The organism is uncultured Pelagimonas sp. (assembly GCF_947498515.1).
Taxonomy (GTDB): domain Bacteria; phylum Pseudomonadota; class Alphaproteobacteria; order Rhodobacterales; family Rhodobacteraceae; genus Pelagimonas.
Genome location: NZ_CANMKO010000002.1, coordinates 73,162 through 91,469, shown reverse-complemented (window position 1 = coordinate 91,469; position 18,308 = coordinate 73,162). Strand labels below are relative to the sequence as shown.

17 protein-coding genes are annotated in these 18,308 nt (G+C 55.5%); 9 read left to right on the top strand and 8 right to left on the bottom strand.

The window, feature by feature from the left end; translation table 11 throughout:
• Positions 1 to 5: 5 nt before the first annotated feature.
• A complete protein-coding gene (locus Q1A43_RS03830) occupies positions 6 to 896 on the bottom strand; it encodes a GNAT family N-acetyltransferase (protein ID WP_299932724.1) in 891 nt (296 codons plus the stop codon).
• A gap of 209 nt (positions 897 to 1,105) precedes the next feature.
• On the bottom strand, positions 1,106 to 2,395 hold the full coding sequence (gene tyrS, locus Q1A43_RS03825) for a tyrosine--tRNA ligase (RefSeq protein ID WP_299932721.1): 1,290 nt from the start codon (positions 2,393 to 2,395) through the stop codon (positions 1,106 to 1,108).
• A gap of 61 nt (positions 2,396 to 2,456) precedes the next feature.
• Here tyrS and Q1A43_RS03820 point away from each other — a divergent pair, with 61 nt between their 5' ends.
• Positions 2,457 to 3,557: an anhydro-N-acetylmuramic acid kinase gene (locus tag Q1A43_RS03820; protein ID WP_299932718.1), complete on the top strand. Its 1,101-nt coding sequence runs from the start codon at positions 2,457 to 2,459 to the stop codon at positions 3,555 to 3,557.
• Between the two features lie 218 nt (positions 3,558 to 3,775).
• Here Q1A43_RS03820 and moaA read toward each other — a convergent pair whose 3' ends face one another.
• Entirely contained in the window at positions 3,776 to 4,783 is a 1,008-nt protein-coding gene (gene moaA, locus Q1A43_RS03815) for a GTP 3',8-cyclase MoaA (RefSeq protein WP_299927487.1), read from the bottom strand.
• A 138-nt stretch (positions 4,784 to 4,921) separates the two neighbouring features.
• Here moaA and Q1A43_RS03810 point away from each other — a divergent pair, with 138 nt between their 5' ends.
• Positions 4,922 to 5,404 carry a hypothetical protein gene (locus Q1A43_RS03810; RefSeq protein WP_299927484.1) on the top strand — a complete coding sequence of 161 codons (483 nt, stop codon included), beginning with the start codon at positions 4,922 to 4,924 and terminating at the stop codon, positions 5,402 to 5,404.
• On the top strand, positions 5,397 to 6,134 hold the full coding sequence (locus Q1A43_RS03805; RefSeq protein ID WP_299932715.1) for a DUF4344 domain-containing metallopeptidase: 738 nt from the start codon (positions 5,397 to 5,399) through the stop codon (positions 6,132 to 6,134). Before Q1A43_RS03810 ends, Q1A43_RS03805 begins: the two co-directional genes overlap by 8 nt.
• Position 6,135: 1 nt before the next feature.
• Here Q1A43_RS03805 and Q1A43_RS03800 read toward each other — a convergent pair whose 3' ends face one another.
• Genes Q1A43_RS03800 through glmU form a run of 4 tightly spaced genes read right to left on the bottom strand, consistent with a single transcriptional unit; the run spans position 6,136 to position 10,600 of the window.
• The gene (locus tag Q1A43_RS03800; RefSeq protein ID WP_299932712.1) at positions 6,136 to 6,813 is read right to left on the bottom strand and encodes a DNA alkylation repair protein; all 678 of its coding nucleotides are present in this window, start codon (positions 6,811 to 6,813) and stop codon (positions 6,136 to 6,138) included.
• Positions 6,803 to 7,354, bottom strand: coding sequence for a pyridoxamine 5'-phosphate oxidase family protein (locus Q1A43_RS03795; protein WP_299932709.1), 552 nt, complete (start codon positions 7,352 to 7,354; stop codon positions 6,803 to 6,805). Before Q1A43_RS03795 ends, Q1A43_RS03800 begins: the two co-directional genes overlap by 11 nt.
• A gap of 21 nt (positions 7,355 to 7,375) precedes the next feature.
• Positions 7,376 to 9,193 carry a glutamine--fructose-6-phosphate transaminase (isomerizing) gene (glmS, locus tag Q1A43_RS03790; RefSeq protein WP_299932706.1) on the bottom strand — a complete coding sequence of 606 codons (1,818 nt, stop codon included), beginning with the start codon at positions 9,191 to 9,193 and terminating at the stop codon, positions 7,376 to 7,378.
• A gap of 51 nt (positions 9,194 to 9,244) precedes the next feature.
• Positions 9,245 to 10,600, bottom strand: a complete 1,356-nt coding sequence (glmU, locus tag Q1A43_RS03785; RefSeq protein WP_299932703.1) for a bifunctional UDP-N-acetylglucosamine diphosphorylase/glucosamine-1-phosphate N-acetyltransferase GlmU — start codon at positions 10,598 to 10,600, stop codon at positions 9,245 to 9,247.
• A gap of 109 nt (positions 10,601 to 10,709) precedes the next feature.
• Here glmU and Q1A43_RS03780 point away from each other — a divergent pair, with 109 nt between their 5' ends.
• Positions 10,710 to 11,375 (top strand): HAD-IA family hydrolase, encoded by a 666-nt coding sequence (locus tag Q1A43_RS03780; RefSeq protein ID WP_299932700.1) that lies wholly within the window; start codon positions 10,710 to 10,712, stop codon positions 11,373 to 11,375.
• A gap of 93 nt (positions 11,376 to 11,468) precedes the next feature.
• On the top strand, positions 11,469 to 12,668 hold the full coding sequence (locus Q1A43_RS03775; RefSeq protein WP_299932697.1) for a DegT/DnrJ/EryC1/StrS family aminotransferase: 1,200 nt from the start codon (positions 11,469 to 11,471) through the stop codon (positions 12,666 to 12,668).
• A 4-nt stretch (positions 12,669 to 12,672) separates the two neighbouring features.
• On the opposite strand, the gene Q1A43_RS03770 is transcribed toward Q1A43_RS03775, so the two are convergent.
• Complete coding sequence (locus Q1A43_RS03770; RefSeq protein WP_299932694.1) at positions 12,673 to 13,107, bottom strand: hypothetical protein; 435 nt, start codon at positions 13,105 to 13,107, stop codon at positions 12,673 to 12,675.
• Positions 13,108 to 13,340: 233 nt separating this feature from the next.
• Between Q1A43_RS03770 and Q1A43_RS03765 the strand changes: the two genes are divergently transcribed.
• Genes Q1A43_RS03765 through Q1A43_RS03750 form a run of 4 tightly spaced genes read left to right on the top strand, consistent with a single transcriptional unit; the run spans position 13,341 to position 18,210 of the window.
• On the top strand, positions 13,341 to 14,504 hold the full coding sequence (locus Q1A43_RS03765) for an isovaleryl-CoA dehydrogenase (RefSeq protein WP_299927460.1): 1,164 nt from the start codon (positions 13,341 to 13,343) through the stop codon (positions 14,502 to 14,504).
• A gap of 54 nt (positions 14,505 to 14,558) precedes the next feature.
• On the top strand, positions 14,559 to 15,035 hold the full coding sequence (locus tag Q1A43_RS03760) for a lysozyme inhibitor LprI family protein (RefSeq protein WP_299927457.1): 477 nt from the start codon (positions 14,559 to 14,561) through the stop codon (positions 15,033 to 15,035).
• Positions 15,035 to 16,609 (top strand): AMP-binding protein, encoded by a 1,575-nt coding sequence (locus tag Q1A43_RS03755; protein ID WP_299932691.1) that lies wholly within the window; start codon positions 15,035 to 15,037, stop codon positions 16,607 to 16,609. Before Q1A43_RS03760 ends, Q1A43_RS03755 begins: the two co-directional genes overlap by 1 nt.
• On the top strand, positions 16,606 to 18,210 hold the full coding sequence (locus Q1A43_RS03750) for a carboxyl transferase domain-containing protein (protein WP_299932689.1): 1,605 nt from the start codon (positions 16,606 to 16,608) through the stop codon (positions 18,208 to 18,210). The genes Q1A43_RS03755 and Q1A43_RS03750 overlap by 4 nt, the downstream gene beginning before the upstream one ends.
• Positions 18,211 to 18,308: the final 98 nt, after the last annotated feature.

The window sequence follows — 18,308 nt, the reverse complement described above, 5'->3', positions numbered from 1 at the left end:
AGGGATCAGGCGACGAGCCTTAGCGGTAAACGCCGTGCAATGGGGGCCAAGGTGCCTTGATGGAGCCATGTGCCACCAAGTTTATGCGGCATAGCCCCAGTGCCGAGTTTGAAATGCACCAATCCGGGTGCGTCATCGCGGTTTAGGATGCCCAAATCCAACATGTCATGATTGAGCTCTGACAGGCGCGTCATCATCGTCCACAACACCAAGTTCATGGCGTTGAGCTTGCGCCCTTGCGGTGTGGAATGTCCAATCTGCCAGGTGGCCATGGGCCCGTGACGCAAAACAAGGGCCGCTGCGATTGGTTCGCCACGGTGCCGGGCCTCAAAAACAACGGCCTTGCCGGGGTTGGCATTGCTATAGGCGGCGGAAAACGCCGGGGGCAGGCCGCGATACCCCTTGGCGCGGGCTTGCTCTAATTCGGCCTTCAAGAGCCAATGGTCACGGTTCAAATTGTGCTGCGTCACTTTGATTTTGTTGGCTTCAGCGCGGTTCAAACGGTTGCGCCATTTCTGCGCCATGCGCGCCCGCATGTTTTCGGGGGCGTCAATCGGCAACATCGCCAAGGTTGCCGGGGTCATCAGAGGCCAAAACCCGGCGCGCCGTAAATCCGTAGCGGCCATTCCATCGGCATTCAGGATGAGCGGGCGACCATCGTGCCAGCGTTGCCAGCGTTCTAGCCAGCTGGCGCGATCGTCATCTGAGGCGGCAACCGGGCCTCGTGACACCATATCAACCCGGCCCAGCGGCCCAAATTTGCGGGATTGAATTTGCCACAGCAACCGAAGATCACCGCGCGCCTCGCGCTTGCAAAGGCGGATCGGTCGCCCCATCGCCTCAAAGGCGCGGGCGTATTCGGGGGATTGGGGCAGAGGCAATCGTAACGCAGACATGACGCAAATTAACGTCATAGAAAGTTTAAGGATGGTTAATAGCGGGCATGAAACCTGATTCTTTACGCCCAAATCCGTCGAAACCGGTGACAAGCATGGCCCTTAATCAATCCAGACCGCGCCCCACAGCGGCGGCAGCGCTGCTCTTGGCAACGCTGCTCTCTTTGCCGTTCCTGGCGATTGCAGTGGTGCAATTCGCCTTTTAGCGGTTAATCGGCCAGCTTGACCAAAGCATGGCGCTTTTTACCGGCGCTTAGTTTGATCGGCGTGGCCAAGGCGGCTGCGTCCAAGACAAGTCCGGCTTGCTCAAGCGGGGCGTCGTCCATCTTGGCCCCGTTTTCGGCAATCAGCCGCTTGGCCTCTTTGCCGGATTTCGCCAGACCGGATTTGACGATCAATTGAACGATAGAAATCCCGTCGCCAATGTCATCAGCTGTGAGTTCCAATGTCGGCAAATCATCGCCAACCCCACCCTTTTCAAAGACTTCGCGCGCGGTGGCTTCGGCGGCGACGGCGGCCTCGGCCCCGTGGCACAAGGTTGTGACCTCATTGGCTAAAACGATCTTGGCGTCGTTGATGTTTGACCCTTCCAAAGCGCCCAAACGTTCGCATTCCTCGATCGGAAGCTCGGTGTAAAGCTTGAGGAAACGGCCGACATCGGCGTCGGTGGTGTTGCGCCAGAACTGCCAGAATTCATAGGGCGCGCACATGTCGCCATTGAGCCAAATCGCGCCATTCAACGATTTGCCCATCTTTTTGCCATCCGACGTGGTCAACAAAGGTGACGTCAGACCATAGATTTCGCTGTCTAGAACCCGGCGGGTCAAGTCGATCCCATTGACGATATTGCCCCACTGATCAGAGCCGCCCATCTGGAGCAAACAACCATAGCGACGGTTGAGTTCTAGGAAGTCATAAGCCTGCAAAATCATGTAGTTGAATTCGAGGAACGACAGCGATTGTTCACGGTCCAACCGCGATTTCACCGATTCAAACGACAGCATGCGATTGACGCTAAAGTGACGGCCAATGTCGCGTAGGAAATCTAGGTAGTTCAACCCGTCCAGCCATTCGGCGTTGTTGAGCATCAGCGCATCATTATTTTGCCCTGCCGCATCGCTACTTGAGGGCTCGTTGTCGTTCTCTGCATAATCGAGATATTTTGCAAAAACCTTCTTGATGCCATCGATATTGGCGTCAATCTGATCCGGCGTTAGCAAAGGCCGCTCATCGGCGCGAAAGGACGGGTCGCCAACTTTGGTGGTGCCTCCGCCCATCAAGGTGATCGGCTTGTGTCCGGTTTTCTGCAGCCAGCGCAGCATCATGATCTGGATAAGGCTTCCGACATGCAGGGACTTGGCCGTCGCATCAAAGCCGATATAGGCCGGTACGATACCTTCGAGCAAAGCGTCGTCGAGCGCCTGATAGTCGGTGCAGTCGGCCAGAAAGCCGCGCTCGATCATCACGCGCATGAAGTCCGATTTGGGATGGTAGGTCATGTGTCCGCCTCTTAGTATATCGCGCAAAGCTATAAGTAAGGTTTGAGCAGAGGGAAAGAGTATGTTGGGGGCAAATCCGGTGAAAGCACTGGGGGCGATGTCTGGAACCTCGCTTGATGGGGTCGATGCGGCGCTGATCGAAACCGATGGTGAGCGGATTTTGTCGTTTGGAGCGTCGGCTTACCGTGCCTATAGCGACGAGGAACGCGCCATATTGCGTGCGTCGTTGGGGTGTTGGCAGGGTGAGGATACCGAGGCCGCGCTCGAGGTTGTGCAACGCGTTCATACACAGGTGTTGCAGGGCATTGATGGCGCAGAGCTGGTGGGCTTTCACGGTCAAACCTTGGCCCATGATCCGCATGGTCGCGGTACCCACCAATTAGGCAATGGCGATGCTTTGGCCGAGGCCCTCGGCGTGCCTGTTGTCTGGGATTTCCGCTCGGCCGATGTGGCGATGGGCGGCGAGGGGGCGCCCTTGGCCCCGTTCTTTCACTTTGCCTGCGCCAAGTGGATCGATGCGCGCACGCCCGTGGCCTTTTTGAACCTAGGCGGTGTGGGCAACTTGACTTGGGTTGACCCGCGCAAATCCAAACCGGAAGAGGAGGGCGCGTTGTTGGCCTTTGATACAGGCCCGGCCAATGCGCCGATCAACGATCTTGTTGCTGAACGCTTGGGTCATGATTGTGACCGCGATGGGAAACTGGCCGCAAAAGGTATCGTCGAAGATGGCGCTCTGGAGCTGTTTCTAGAAGAAGCGTTCTTTCGCAAAATGCCACCCAAGTCCTTGGACCGAGATGATTTTTCACTGATGCTGGATTTGGTGCGAGAATTGAATGATGCCGATGCGGCAGCCACCATGACGGCCATGGCAGCAACGGCGGTGATGGTCGGAATGGAGCATTGCCCAAGCCTTCCGTCACGTGTGTTGGTCACTGGCGGAGGGCGCAAAAACCCGGTGATGATGAAGATGCTAGAGGTCGGTTTGGATTGCCCGGTCGAACCGGTCGAAGCTGTCGGATTGGACGGTGACATGCTCGAGGCGCAGGCTTTTGGGTTTCTTGCGGTGCGGGTGGCGCGGGGCCTGCCAACATCCTGCCCATCGACAACCCGGGTTGCGGCGGCTGTTGGCGGGGGCCAAATCGCCCGTCCCGGTAGTAACTAGACCGTATTTGCGCCTAAAGGCGCAAGCCTCCGGCGGGGATATTTTGGGAAAGAAGAAACATTGGCGTTCAACTGAAAACGCCCACAACGTTTCAAACGCAGCGGGCGTGAAGCGATCTGGGTCTACCAGAGGCTTCTCCTTTCCCCTAGTATCCTGGGGGGTGAATAGAGCCGTTCGGCTCTAAAGGGGGCTGGCCCTCAATTTTCTAACCTTGAGAACTACCCGCCGGTATGGCTCATGTGGCGCGACATTTTCCCATCTACGATCTGGCGGGAATAGTCGAAATCATGGCCTTTGGGTTTGAGTAGGATCGCCGAGCGGATGGCCTCTTCCAGCGGTTCTTCGGTATCTGGATGATTGCGCAACGCCCCGCGCAGGTCGGCGTTGTCTTCTTGGCCGAGACACATGAACAACTCGCCGGTGCAGGTTAAACGCACGCGGTTACAGCTTTCGCAGAAATTATGCGTCAGCGGAGTAATAAACCCGATCCGCTGGCCTGTTTCCTCAAGTCGAACATAGCGCGCCGGGCCACCGGTGCTATCGGGCAGATCGGTCACTGTGTACGTTTCGCGGAGGCGGTCGCGCAAATCGTCCAGCTTCCAATATTGATCCAAGCGGTCTTCATTGCCGATATCGCCCATCGGCATGACTTCGATCCAAGTCAGATCCATGTCGCGTTCGGCGCACCATTCGGTGATGGTCAAAAGCTCGTCTTCGTTGAACCCTTTCAACGCCACCGCGTTGATTTTGACGCGTAGACCGGCCTTTTGCGCTGCGTCGATGCCCTCTTTCACCTGTTTGAGGCGACCCCATCGTGTGATGTCGGCGAATTTGGTTTCATCTAGCGTGTCCAAAGACACGTTTACACGCCGCACCCCGGCGTCAAACAAAGCCTGAGCGTATTTGGCAAGCTGAGATCCGTTGGTTGTTAGGGTCAATTCCTTTAGCGCACCACTGTCCAGATGCCGCGACATCCGTTGGAAAAACGTCATGATGTCACGACGCACAAGCGGTTCTCCGCCCGTGATCCGAAGCTTTTCAACGCCGAGCTTTACAAATGTCGAACACATCCGATCCAACTCTTCTAGCGTCAAAAGCTCCTTTTTCGGTAAAAAGCTCATGTTTTCAGACATGCAATAGACGCATCTGAAGTCACATCGGTCGGTGACCGATACGCGCAGGTAGGAAATGGGACGGTGAAACGGGTCTATTAGCGGCTGGCTCATGAAAAACAGATAGCGCTCGGCAAGGATTTGAGCAAGTGTGCGCGGCGAATTGTATCCGTCGGACCAAGGTCGTAGAGTGTTGTCATGAGAGTCTGTGTTCTAATCTGTCTTTTATTGGTCACCGCCGCGTGCGCCAAAATGCCTTTTGCTCAAAAACCGTCCGAAGGCACTCGGCCAGAAGCGCCCGCGGGCGAGATTGTCGGCCAACCTGTGCGGCCACGGGCGCGTCCGGGCGACCTTGATCTTTCGGCGACAACATCGCCGGCACGCAAACCCGCGACATCGGCGCGAACAGTTGAACAGTTTGACACAACAACTCCCGAAGAACGGCAAGCCGCCGCCGCTGCGCCTGTGCAGACCGGGGGGGAACAGCGACTTGGCGACACAGTGGCCAGCCTTGGCGACGTGACCAAGCCGGGGTTCTGGCTTGAAACGCCGCTTGTGTCATCGCCCAAGACCGGTCGTGTGTACTTTCCCGGATCAGGCAAATCGGCCCAGGTTGATTTGATCCCTATTGACGGGCCTGACACGGCCGGAAGCCGAATTTCACTTGCCGCCATGCGCCTGATCGAAGCGCCGTTGACTGACCTCCCTACGATTGAGGTGTTTGCCGGTGAATAGATCGCTCTTGGCTGTGGTGATTGCCGGTCTCGCGGCACCGTTGGCCGCTGGCGAAGCCGAAGAGGCCTTTGTCGAAGCCAATATCCTCGGCATTTTCTACCATGAACTTGGACACGCCTTGATCGACACAGAGGCCTTGCCAGTTTTTGGTCAGGAAGAAGATGCCGCAGATGTGTTTTCAATCCTATTGGTCGATGCGCTTTACGAAGATGAGGCGGCGCAAAGCATTGCCTATGACGTTGCCGATGGTTTCTTGGGTGAAGCTGCCCTGCGAGACGAGCATCAAAGCGATGTGGCGTGGTGGGATGTCCACGGGCCAGATGAGCAACGTTTCTACAACACGGTGTGTCTGTTTTATGGTGCCGATCCCGAGGCGCGCGAAGCCTTTGCCGCCGACATGGATTTGCCGCAGGAGCGGGCCGATTACTGCTACGAAGAATTCTCGCAGGCCTATGACAGCTGGGGCGCGGTTTTGGATGACATGGCGGAGCGAACATCGGGCCACACGATGATTTTTTCGGGCAATGACACCACGCTGACGGCGCAAATCATAGCGCCGGAAGTGGCGGCGCTGAATGAAGAGTTGCGGTTTTCACAGCCGATTACCGTAAAGGTCGAGGCCTGCAACGAGGCCAATGCTTTTTATGACCCTGAGACGCTTGAGATAATCATGTGCCTCGAGTTCGAAGAGCATCTCTTTGATTTGGCTGCGCTTTTGGAGACGCAATAAGCTATTTTAGATACTTACCGGCCTCTTTGCGGGCAAAGGCCTTCATTTTGTCACCGTGCAAATCCAAAAACGCCCGGCTGCGATCCGCGTCATGTTTTGATAGGTCGCGCACCCACCAAGCCACAGCCTTTTGAATGAACCAATCACGATCCTGCACATAGTCACCGGCCCAGCCGAGAACCCGATCCCGGATGTCGAGATCGTCGGGCGTCGGGAAGTTTTGCTTGGTCCAAGGAAGGGTGATCACAAGCGCTGCGCGGCGGGTCCACATATGTTCTGAGACTGTCCAAGCCTCAACCGCATCCAAACGCGACGGGTTAGCAACAAGTCGTTTTGCGCCAGCAGAACAGGCATGATCGGCGATGGCCCAGGCGTCAAATTGCGGAACCCAAGATTGGATCAAAGCCCAAACTGCGTCGTCGGGGCGAATACGCGCTTGGGTCAAAAGCTTGGCCGCCGCAACACGGGCTTCGTGAATGTTTGTGTCCCAAAGGTCGCTGGATAGGGCTACGCGGGTCTCAAGGTCAAGGGTTTGACGCCACCCCTTGGTAAGGTCGTTTATCGCCGGGTTTGGCGTACCGAGATAGTCACGCTTGGCTTTGTGATAGGCGGCGCTTCCTTCGGCGCGACCCGGCTCAGATGCATCGCGCAGCGCGGTCAGGGCGTCCTCAAGTATCATTTTTGGTTACATAGGTTGGAAAGCCGTCAAGCGTTTTGGTGTTCCGATCTGTCCAATAGGCGTCAATCCCATCCCGGCCCTTACCTTCGGACCAGCCCTCCAGAACCGTTCGATCACCTTGGTAGTCAAAGAAGGGAACAGCATATCCGCAAGAGGATTGTACCATGTCGATGGTCATATCAAAGATTTGCCGGGCCCCAACATCTTCTTTGAACTCGGCATTTAGTGCATCAAACTCGACGTCTCGCGCATGAAACACCGTTGCCGAGCCGTAACAGCGTAAGATAATGGGGCGTGTCTCGAACCCGCACCACATCAACGTCATGCGGTTTTCAAGCGGCAGATGCCCGGCGGTTTCATTGCCCGATCCAGTCAGATTTCGCCATATGATCCGATTGGGCCCTTTCACCCGCAGGCTGTCACCGCCTTTGGGGGAAATGTTGACCTTGCCGGTTGGGGCGGCAGAACCGACAAAGAAAATCTTTTGATCCGCGATAAAGCGGATGTGATCTTCGTTGAGTGTCTCAAACTGCTTTCCCATAAAGGACTCCTGACGACGAAATTACTCGACGGTGACTGACTTTGCCAAATTGCGCGGTTGATCCACATCGGTGCCTTTGGCCACGGCGGTATGATAGGCCAAAAGCTGGGCCGGAAGGGCATAGAGCATCGGTGACAAGACTTCGGTCACCTGGGGCATGACGATGGTGCGCCAGACGTCCGCCCCGGCGGCCTCGGCTCCGGCGCTATCTGTAACCAACAACACTTTGCCACCGCGTGCCATGACCTCTTGCATGTTGGACACAGTCTTTTCAAACAGGGAGTCCTTGGGCGCGAAGACAACAACCGGAACATGTTTGTCGATCAGGGCAATCGGGCCGTGTTTGAGTTCGCCTGATGCATAAGCTTCAGCGTGTATATAGCTGATTTCTTTCAGTTTAAGTGCGCCCTCAAGCGCCAGCGGGTACATGAGGCCGCGTCCCAAAAATAGAACATCACGCGCTTCGGCCAAGCGATTGGAAACCTTTGCAAAATCTCCATCGCGATCAAGGGCCGCATTGATGGTGCCGGGAAGGGCGCGCAGGTCGTTCAATATCTCTTCAAGCCGATCCTGAGACATTTTCCCACGCTCAACAGAAGCCTTCAAAGCTAACAAAAGCAGGACGTTAAGCTGACAGGTGAAAGCTTTGGTTGAGGCAACGCCGATTTCAGCACCCGCGTGAATGGGCAAGGCTAGATCGCTTTCACGCGCGATCGAGCTTTCTTGAACATTTACAACCGAGAAAATCTTGTCGGCTTTGCCTTCGCAATAACGCAGCGCAGCAAGCGTATCGGCGGTTTCACCAGATTGGCTAACAAACAAAGCTGCTGTGTTGGCGGAAATCGGAGGTTCGCGATAGCGGAACTCAGAAGCAATATCGACCTCGACCGGAAGGCCGGCCAGCTGTTCAAACCAATATTTCGCGGTGAAACACGCATAAAAAGCCGTGCCGCAAGCGACCATAGTCAGGCGGTCAATCTTGGTAAAATCAATGCCGGGATCGGGCAGAGCAATGCCATGTTCGGTGACATAGGCAGACAGGGCATTGGACAAAACCGACGGTTGTTCGGCGATCTCTTTGGCCATGAAATGCTTGTAGCCACCCTTGTCGACACGAGCGGCGTCAACCTGAATGGTTTTCTTTTCGCGGTTGACCAACCGCCCGGCCTCATCGCGAATTTCGAGGCTGCTGCGGGTCAAAACTGCGCTGTCACCTTCTTCAAGATAGGTGATTTGGTCGGTCATCGGGGCAAGGGCAAAGGCGTCGGACCCGACATACATTTCACCGTCACCATGTCCAATGGCAAGCGGTGAGCCTTTGCGCCCAGCGACCATCAGGTCCTCTTCACCATCAAACAAAAATGCCAAGGCAAAGGCCCCTTCAAGGCGCGCCAAGGTCTCCATAGCGGCTTCAACCGGCGCTTTACCTTGTGACATCAAATGATGCGTCAAAAGGGCGATGGATTCAGTGTCGGTTTCGGTCTGCGGTTCGATGCCGTGTTCGGCCAGTTCAGCGCGCAGGTCTTTGTAGTTTTCGATGATGCCGTTGTGGACAACGGCGACATCGCCGGCCCTATGGGGGTGAGCGTTGTCAGTGGTTGGGGCACCGTGTGTGGCCCAACGTGTATGACCAATCCCCGATTTTCCGGCCAATGGATTGTGAACCAAAAGGTCAGACAGATTCACCAGTTTTCCAACCGCGCGGCGGCGATCCAAAACACCGTTGTTCACGGTAGCAATGCCCGCACTGTCGTATCCACGGTATTCCAGACGGCGCAGAGCATCGACCAGAATTGGGGCCACTTCATGGGTTCCAAGAACGCCTACAATCCCGCACATGGTGTCTTCCTCTCAACTCGTTTTCTGCACTCAGCAAGGTCTGTCACGAAATCAGTCGTTTTGTGCCTGCTTTTTGGCTTTTTTGGCACGAAGCATCGCAAATAGCTTGGTGGCAAAGCCCTCTTTGTTAACTTGTTTGGCGCGGGCAAGCGCCATGGCCCCATCGGGCACATCGCTTGTCACGACCGACCCACTAGCTGTCATAGCGTCGTTCCCAATGGTCACCGGGGCGACCAGCATGGTGTTAGAGCCGATAAACGCCTGTTTGCCAATTGTGGTTTTATGTTTGAAAACCCCATCGTAATTGCAGGTGATCGTTCCTGCGCCGATATTGGTTTTCTCGCCAATTTCCGCATCACCAATATAGGTTAGATGGTTGGCTTTGGCCCCTTGGTGGAGCTGGGCATTTTTTATTTCGACAAAGTTGCCGACATGGGTGTCTTCGGCCAGTTCGGCACCGGGGCGCAGACGTGCATAGGGGCCGACAACGGCGCCGCGGCTAACATGGGCCCCTTCCAAATGTGAAAAGGCGCGGATACGAGCGCCGGATTCAACGGTGACGTCCGGCCCAAAGACAACGTTTTGTTCAACTTCAGCATCGCGCCCGATGACCGTATCCCAAGACAGATAAACACTGTCAGGGGCCAAAAGCGAAACACCGTTTTCGACCAATTCGGCGCGGGCGCGGGTCTGGAAAAGGCTTTCTGCGGTCGCGAGTTCGGCGCGTGAATTCACACCAAGCGTTTCGGCTTCATCACAGCGCACCACCGATGCCGACAACCCCCGAGACCGGGCAATGGCAACGATATCGGTCAGATAGTATTCCCCGGATGCGTTGTTGTTTTCAACGGCATCAATCAGATCAAAAAGTACATCGGATTTTGCGGCAATAACACCAGAATTACAAAGCGTTATGTTGCGTTCTTGAGGTGACGCATCCTTGAACTCGACAATGCGCATTAATTCTTCGCCGTCGGTCACCAAACGACCATAGCGCCCCGGATCAGCGGCTTCAAACCCCAATACGACCACGTCATTCTGGGCGCGCGCCTCGGCCATTGCTTCGAGTGTCTCTTGGCGGATAAACGGCGTGTCGCCGTATAAAACAAGCGCATCGCCCTCAAATCCATCCAACGCTGGTTTTGCTTGGGCAACCGCATGGGCCGTGCCCAATTGTTCGGACTGTAAAACGACCTGCGCCTCGGGATCAAAATCCTTGGCCGAGACTTCGACCAAATCTGCTCCATGACCGGCAACGACGATGCTGTGCTCTGGTTCTAGGACCGACCCGGCGCGCATGGCGTGCCACAACATCGGAGCATGGGCGATTTTGTGCAAAACCTTCGGAAGGTCCGATTGCATACGGGTACCCTTGCCAGCGGCAAGTACGATTAGGGCAATGCTCAAAAACTCAATCCCATTTGTCTTTTGGTTGCCGCCGTTTTATCGCTTTGGTCAAATAGGGCAAGCAGAGACTGGTCACGCTTGGTTTCTGGATATGACAAAAGGGTAGGCCATGAAGAATTGTGTGATTTTTGATCTCGATGGGACGTTGGCCGATACGAGCGGTGATTTGATCGCCGCCGCCAACCATTGTTTTGATGCCATGGGGATTAACGAACGCCTTGACCCGGTTGGTGATGCCGGAACCGCGGTGCGTGGGGGCAAGGCAATGTTGACCTTGGGCTTGACGCGAGCCGGGCTTATGTCGGGGCAAACCGTTGATAAGTGGTATCCCGAATTATTGACCGCCTATGATAGCGCCATTGATGTCTATACCCATATGTACCCCGGCGCGGTTGAAGCGGTCGAAACCCTTCTACGCAACGAATATGCTGTGGGCATTTGCACCAACAAACCCGAAGCGCTGGCCGAGAAATTGTTGCGTAGCCTCGGGGTGCGTGATCTGTTTGGATCGATGATTGGGGCCGATACCGTGGCCACCCGCAAGCCTGATGTTGCCCCGTATTGGGCCGCTGTTGATCACTGTGGCGGACGTCGTGACGCCTCACTTTTGGTTGGGGATTCCGAAACGGATCGCAAGACCTCGGCCAATGCTGGTGTGCCATCGATTTTGGTGACATTCGCCGTTGGTGGCGAAGATGTACGCCCTTTGAAACCGGAAAGCGTAATTGACCATTTTGACGAGCTACATCCCGAAATCATGCGTCTGATTGGCTGAAAAAACGGGTTTTGTGCAGAAAACGACCTAAATCATACGCGATTTGCCGCCGATACTGGCGCATCAATTGACCGTCACCACCAAGGATTCCGCATGACCGAGATTTTCACCGGAAGTTTCACACAACAGGAACCCATTCCACAGGAAGGGATTGAGGCCGCGATTGCGGTTTTGAATCATGGTCGGCTGCACCGCTATAATGTCGCCGAGGGCGAGTTTTCAGAAGCCGCGTTGTTGGAACAGGAATTCGCCGCGCAAACCGGGGCGAAATACTGTGTTGCTGTGGCCTCTGGTGGCTATGCCTTGGCCTGTTCGCTGCGGGCCGTCGGGGTGCAACCCGGTGAAACGGTGTTGACCAATGCCTTTACGCTTGCCCCAGTTCCCGGTGCGATTGCCAGCATTGGCGCAAAACCGGAATTTGTCGGGGTAACCGATGAGTTGGTCATCGACCTTGACGACCTTGAGGCCAAACTTGGCCATGCCAAGGTGTTGATGTTGTCCCATATGCGCGGCCATTTGTGCGATATGGATCGGCTCATGCAGATGTGTGATGCAGCCGATGTGACGGTGATCGAAGATTGTGCCCATACGATGGGGGCACAATGGCGGGGCGTGCCCTCGGGACGGCAGGGGGCAATCGGCTGCTACTCGATGCAGACCTACAAGCATGTGAACTCTGGCGAAGGAGGGTTCTTGGTCACCGATGACGAAGAGATAGCCGCGCGCGCTATCATCCTGTCCGGGTCATACATGTTGTACGAACGTCATTTGGCGGCACCGGACCCTGAGGTTTTTGAAAGAGTGAAATACACAACGCCAAACGTGTCTGGGCGCATGGATAATATACGTGCGGCGATATTGCGGCCTCAACTGCGCGATCTAGAAACACAAGTGACACGCTGGAACGAACGATATGACGTTGTTGAACAAGGGTTATCCGATACACCCGGTTTGAAGCTCGTAAGCCGCCATCCCAATGCTCGACCTGTGGGATCATCGATCCAATTCTTGCTGCTGGATTGGTCTCCTAAGGCGGTGAATGCGGTCATCTCTCGCTGTGCAGCGCGCGGGGTCGAGCTTAAATGGTTTGGTGGGGCCGAGCCCGCAGGGTTTACATCACGCTATGACAGCTGGCGCTATACAGAGGCGGAGCGCATGCCCGCCAGCGATAGGATTTTGACCGGGATTGTCGACATGCGCTTGCCGCTAACGTTCTCACTCGACGACTGCGCCTTGATCGCACGGATTATTCGCGCTGAAGTGGGGGCTGTTTGGCAGCAGCATAGCGTTTAGGTGCCTAATCCGGGATTTCGTCCCATTCGGACGTCTCAAACAACTCATTCGCAAGGCCGGATTTGCCCGCCCAATTGATGGCCTCTTGCAGGTCATCGAAAACTTGAATGTCAAGATTGGCGGAGAGATCAGCGTATCCGAGATACATACGCGAAATACCCATGGACATTGGGGTCGGGGCATACAGCGCCTGTTTTATGGGGTGCGGCAGTGCATCTAGCGCTTGGGTAATTTGTGTCACCTGAGACATCATGTTTTTTGAGGTGATCGTTGTTTGCGTAAGCTCTGACATGTCGGAGACGCAATTCATAAAGGGAACAACGTCATATTGTTGTGCAACCGTTGAAAACAGCTCGACCTGCTGAGCATGCGTCGAGCGCCCGAAATACTTCATCAACAGGAACCCTTCGTCTGGAAAATACTTGTATCGAACTGTCATACGTTTGGCGTTCCGAACCTAGGGTTGTGCTGTCGTATGTTCCTGCCGTCGTCGGCGAAAAAGTGCAAGAGCTCTCGAATTAAGGTGTATTTGGTATGTTCGTTAACAAGGCCTTTCCAAGAGGCATGGAACACGCCCTGAATTCGGAATTTTCAAGCATTGCTTGACCCGACTCATCAAATCTGTGTACTTAACTGAACAGGTGTTCAATAAGCGTGAGGAGGCGCAGAGCAATGTTCCTGGCCAGCATGACTTTCGATCTAGGTGAAGATGTAAACGCCCTGCGCGATATGGTGCACAAGTGGGCGCAAGAGCGGGTCAAGCCGATGGCGGCCGAGATCGACAGCACAAACGAGTTCCCAAATGAGCTCTGGACCGAAATGGGCGAGTTGGGCCTCTTGGGGATCACCGTTCCCGAAAAATTCGGTGGGGCAGAAATGTCTTATCTCGCGCATGTGATTGCGGTTGAGGAAATCGCCCGTGCCAGCGCGTCGGTCTCTTTGTCCTACGGTGCGCATTCCAATCTTTGCGTCAATCAAATCAAGCTGAACGGCACCGACGAACAGCGTCAGAAATACCTGCCGGGCTTGTTGTCTGGCGAACACGTTGGGGCCTTGGCAATGTCCGAGCCCGGTGCCGGGTCTGACGTTGTGTCGATGAAGCTGCGCGCCGAAAAACGCAATGATCGCTTTGTGTTGAATGGCAACAAATACTGGATCACCAACGGTCCTGACGCCGATACGCTGGTTGTTTATGCCAAAACCGATCCCGATGCGGGGGCCAAGGGTATCACCGCCTTTATCGTTGAAAAAGACATGGCAGGGTTCTCGACAAGCCCGCATTTCGACAAAATGGGCATGCGCGGGTCGAACACCGCCGAGTTGATCTTTGAAAACGTCGAAGTGCCGTTTGAAAACATCCTTGGTGAAGAGGGCAAAGGCGTTCGCGTTTTGATGTCCGGTCTCGACTACGAACGCGTTGTTCTCGCTGGGATTGGCACCGGGATCATGGCCGCCTGTATGGACGAGGTCATGCCCTATATGGCCGAGCGCAAACAGTTTGGTCAGCCAATCGGGAACTTCCAGCTGATGCAGGGCAAAATTGCCGATATGTACACCGCAATGAATTCGGCGCGGGCCTATGTGTACGAAGTCGCGCGCGCCTGTGATCGTGGCACCGTCACCCGTCAGGACGCGGCGGCGTGTTGTCTCTATGCGTCTGAACAGGCGATGGTTCAGGCGCATCAGGCGGTTCAGGCGCTTGGCGGCGCGGGCTTCTTGGCCGATGCGGCCGTTGGACGTTTGTTCCGTGATGCCAAGTTGATGGAAATTGGGGCTGGCACAAGCGAAATTCGCCGTATGCTGGTTGGGCGGGAATTGATGAGCAAAATGCTCTGATCCGCGCGGGTCGGGCAGGGTGCCCGGCCCAGCAATCCACAACGGGAGCCTCGTATGCGTCTTCTCACCTTCATCTTTGGTGTCCTCTCAAGCGGTGTCGCCGCACAGGATTTGACCTATTCTGATTATGCCACCGACGCGTGTCTTCAGAGCACGCGGCCCTATCAGGACTGTGTTGGCCTTTCTGCACTGCAATGTATGCAGGACACGCCGGGCGGGTTTTCGACCTACGGCGAAAGCGGTTGCTTGGATGCTGAATTTCAGTACTGGGACAGGTTGTTGAACGTCAACTACAAGGCGAAAATGGCGACCTCCAAGGCCAACGACATCGCGAACGAAGGGTTTGGCCCATCACAGGCCGATGCGTTGAAACAGATGCAGCGCGCGTGGATCCCGTTTCGTGACGCCAAATGTGACTACGAGCGCAGCCAATGGAGCGGCGGCACAGGTGGCGGCCCGGCTACGTTAAACTGTTTGATTCATACCACCGCGGAACAAGCTGTTTTGCTTGGGGAATCTTGGGGCGACTGATGCTGCCACGCGGTCTTTCATACGACGCACTTAGGGCGGCAGTTCGGAACGAGCTTCCAGAGCGGCTAAATATGGCGGCTCAGGTCTGCGATGACTGGGCTGCGAAGTTCCCCGACAAACTGGCGATTATTGATTTGTCGGATGGCGAGCGCGTTGATGTCACTTATGCGGATTTACAACGCCTTAGCTGGCAGGTGCAGGCCGTTTTGGTGGCGCGTGGCGTTCAGTCCGGCGATCGGGTTGGTGTCCTTTTGGGTCAATCGCCGCTCTGCGCGGCTGCGCATATCGCGACTTGGCGTTTGGGCGCAATTTCTGTTCCCTTGTTCAAGTTGTTTCGCCGGGATGCCTTGGCCTCTCGTCTTGACAACTCCGGCACGCAAGTTGTTGTAACAGATGAAGAAGGGGCCGCTCTCCTATCCCCTTTCGACGTCGCTGTTATCCAACAAACAGACCTCTCTGAGCCTGTTCCACAACCCATGCTCGAGACAGGACCTCAAGACCCGGCGGTGCTGATCTACACGTCTGGCACCACTGGCAAACCCAAAGGTGCGCTTCATGCGCACAAAATGCTAAACGGGCATTTACCCGGTGTCAAAATAAGTCATGATTTCTTGGGTTTAGAGGGTGATGTTCTTTGGACACCTGCAGATTGGGCTTGGATCGGAGGCCTGTTTGATGTTCTCATGCCCGGACTGGCGCTTGGCGTTCCGGTTGTGGCCGCACGCATGGCAAAGTTCAGCGTCGAAGAATGCTTAAGAATCATTGCACAAGCACATGTAAAAAATATATTTTTCCCTCCAACGGCACTGCGTTTTCTTAAGGCGGAAAACGCCCAAATTGCTGGACTTCGTACCGTGGCCTCAGGTGGGGAACCCTTAGGGGCCGAGATGCTCGCTTGGGGGCAACAGGCGCTTGGTGTGACAATCAACGAATTCTACGGTCAGACAGAATGCAATATGGTGGCCAGCTCCTGTAGCGTTTTGTTTCCTCCGCAACCGGGTGCCATCGGCAAACCCGTTCCGGGGTTTGACATCGCTGTGATTGATGAAGATGGCCACGAGGTCGACGGCGAAGGGGATATCGCGATCCGTCGAGGCGCGCCCTCTATGTTGTTGGAATATTGGAATAACCCGGCGGAAACGGCCGCGAAATTTCGCGGCGACTGGATGGTCATGGGCGATCGCGGTGTGTTTCAAGACGGCTATTTGCGCTTTGTTGGGCGCGACGACGATGTGATCTCCTCGGCGGGGTACCGGATTGGCCCGGCTGAAATCGAAGATTGTTTACTCACCCATCCCGGCGTTGCCACCGTTGGCGTTGTGGGCAAACCCGATCCACTACGAACCGAAATCGTTAAGGCTTATGTTGTTGTAAAACAAGACGTTAACCTTTGTGAAAGGGATCTTCAGACATGGGTCAAAGATCGCTTGGCAAACTATTCATACCCAAGAGAAATCAGTTTTCTGGATGAGCTGCCAATGACCGTCACTGGCAAGGTTATCCGCAAAGAACTCAAAGCCCGCGCAGCCGCAGAAGCGCAGGCAGACACCCTAAAAAGGCAGGAGACACCATGAAGCTCCAATCCCAAGCGATTGCTTCTTCAGAGCAATTCAAATCCAACCAGTCCGCTCACCTCGACGCGTTGGCGGAAATCCGTGAGGCCGCTGACATGGCGGCGGCGGGTGGCGGCGAACGATCGCGTGATCGTCACATCAGCCGTGGGAAAATGTTGCCGCGTGAACGGGTTGCCAACTTGCTTGACCCCGGAACCCCGTTTCTTGAAGTTGGTGCCACGGCGGCCCACGGTCTTTACGACAATGCCGCCCCCTGTGCTGGGGTGATTGCAGGCATCGGTCAGGTGCAGGGCCGTCAGGTTATGGTTGTTTGCAATGATGCCACCGTCAAAGGCGGCACGTATTATCCGATGACGGTCAAAAAGCACCTACGCGCCCAAGAGATCGCTGAGGAAAACCATCTTCCTTGCATCTACTTGGTGGATAGCGGCGGCGCGAACCTTCCTAATCAGGACGAAGTGTTCCCAGATCGCGATCACTTTGGCCGCATCTTCTACAACCAAGCCCGCATGTCCGCCAAAGGCATCGCGCAGATCGCGGTTGTCATGGGGTCGTGTACCGCCGGCGGGGCCTATGTGCCCGCCATGTCGGACGTGACTATTATCGTTAAAGAACAAGGGACGATCTTCTTGGCTGGCCCGCCCTTGGTCAAAGCCGCGACTGGCGAGGTTGTCACTTCCGAAGATCTTGGCGGTGGCGATGTTCATACGCGCCTTTCCGGCGTTGCGGATTACCTGGCCGAGGATGATAGCCACGCACTGGCGCTTGCCCGTCGCGCGGTTGGCAATCTTGGTCCCGCCAAGGGCGCTTTGGTCAACCTGCAAAACCCCGAAGACCCGGCCTATGACCCCGATGAAATCCTAGGCGTTGTTCCGGGGGATTTGCGCACGCCCTATGACATCCGCGAAGTCATCGCGCGGATGGTTGACGGATCGCGATTTGACGAATTCAAAGCGCGCTTTGGCGAAACTTTGGTCACTGGGTTTGCCCATGTCATGGGCATGCCCGTGGGGATCATCGCCAACAACGGCGTTTTGTTTTCTGAGGCCGCACAAAAGGGTGCGCATTTCGTAGAACTGTGTTCCCAACGCTCTATACCTCTGGTTTTCTTGCAAAATATCACTGGGTTTATGGTTGGCCGCAAATACGAAAACGAAGGTATTGCGCGTCATGGGGCCAAGATGGTCACCGCGGTTGCGACCACAAATGTGCCTAAGATCACGATGTTGGTCGGCGGAAGCTTTGGTGCGGGCAATTACGGCATGTCCGGTCGCGCCTACCAGCCGCGTTTCCTTTGGACCTGGCCCAATAGCCGGATCAGCGTCATGGGCGGCGAACAGGCCGCAGGCGTGTTAGCCACAGTGAAACGCGACGGGATCGAGCGCAAAGGTGGGACATGGTCCGCCGAGGATGAGGCCGAGTTCAAACGCCCGACCATCGAGATGTTCGAACGCCAGGCGCACCCGCTCTATGCCTCGGCCCGTTTGTGGGACGATGGGATCATCGACCCACGAAAATCCCGCCAAACACTTGCGCTGTCCTTGCGCGCATCTCTGAACGCACCGATCGAAGACACACGCTTTGGCGTGTTCCGCATGTGATTTACCCATGCGTTATTCATCGATGTCTTCATCTTGCAAATTAAACTCCGGGGAGCGCGAGGGGCAGGCCCCTCGTTGCCGACCACACCTCATGGAGA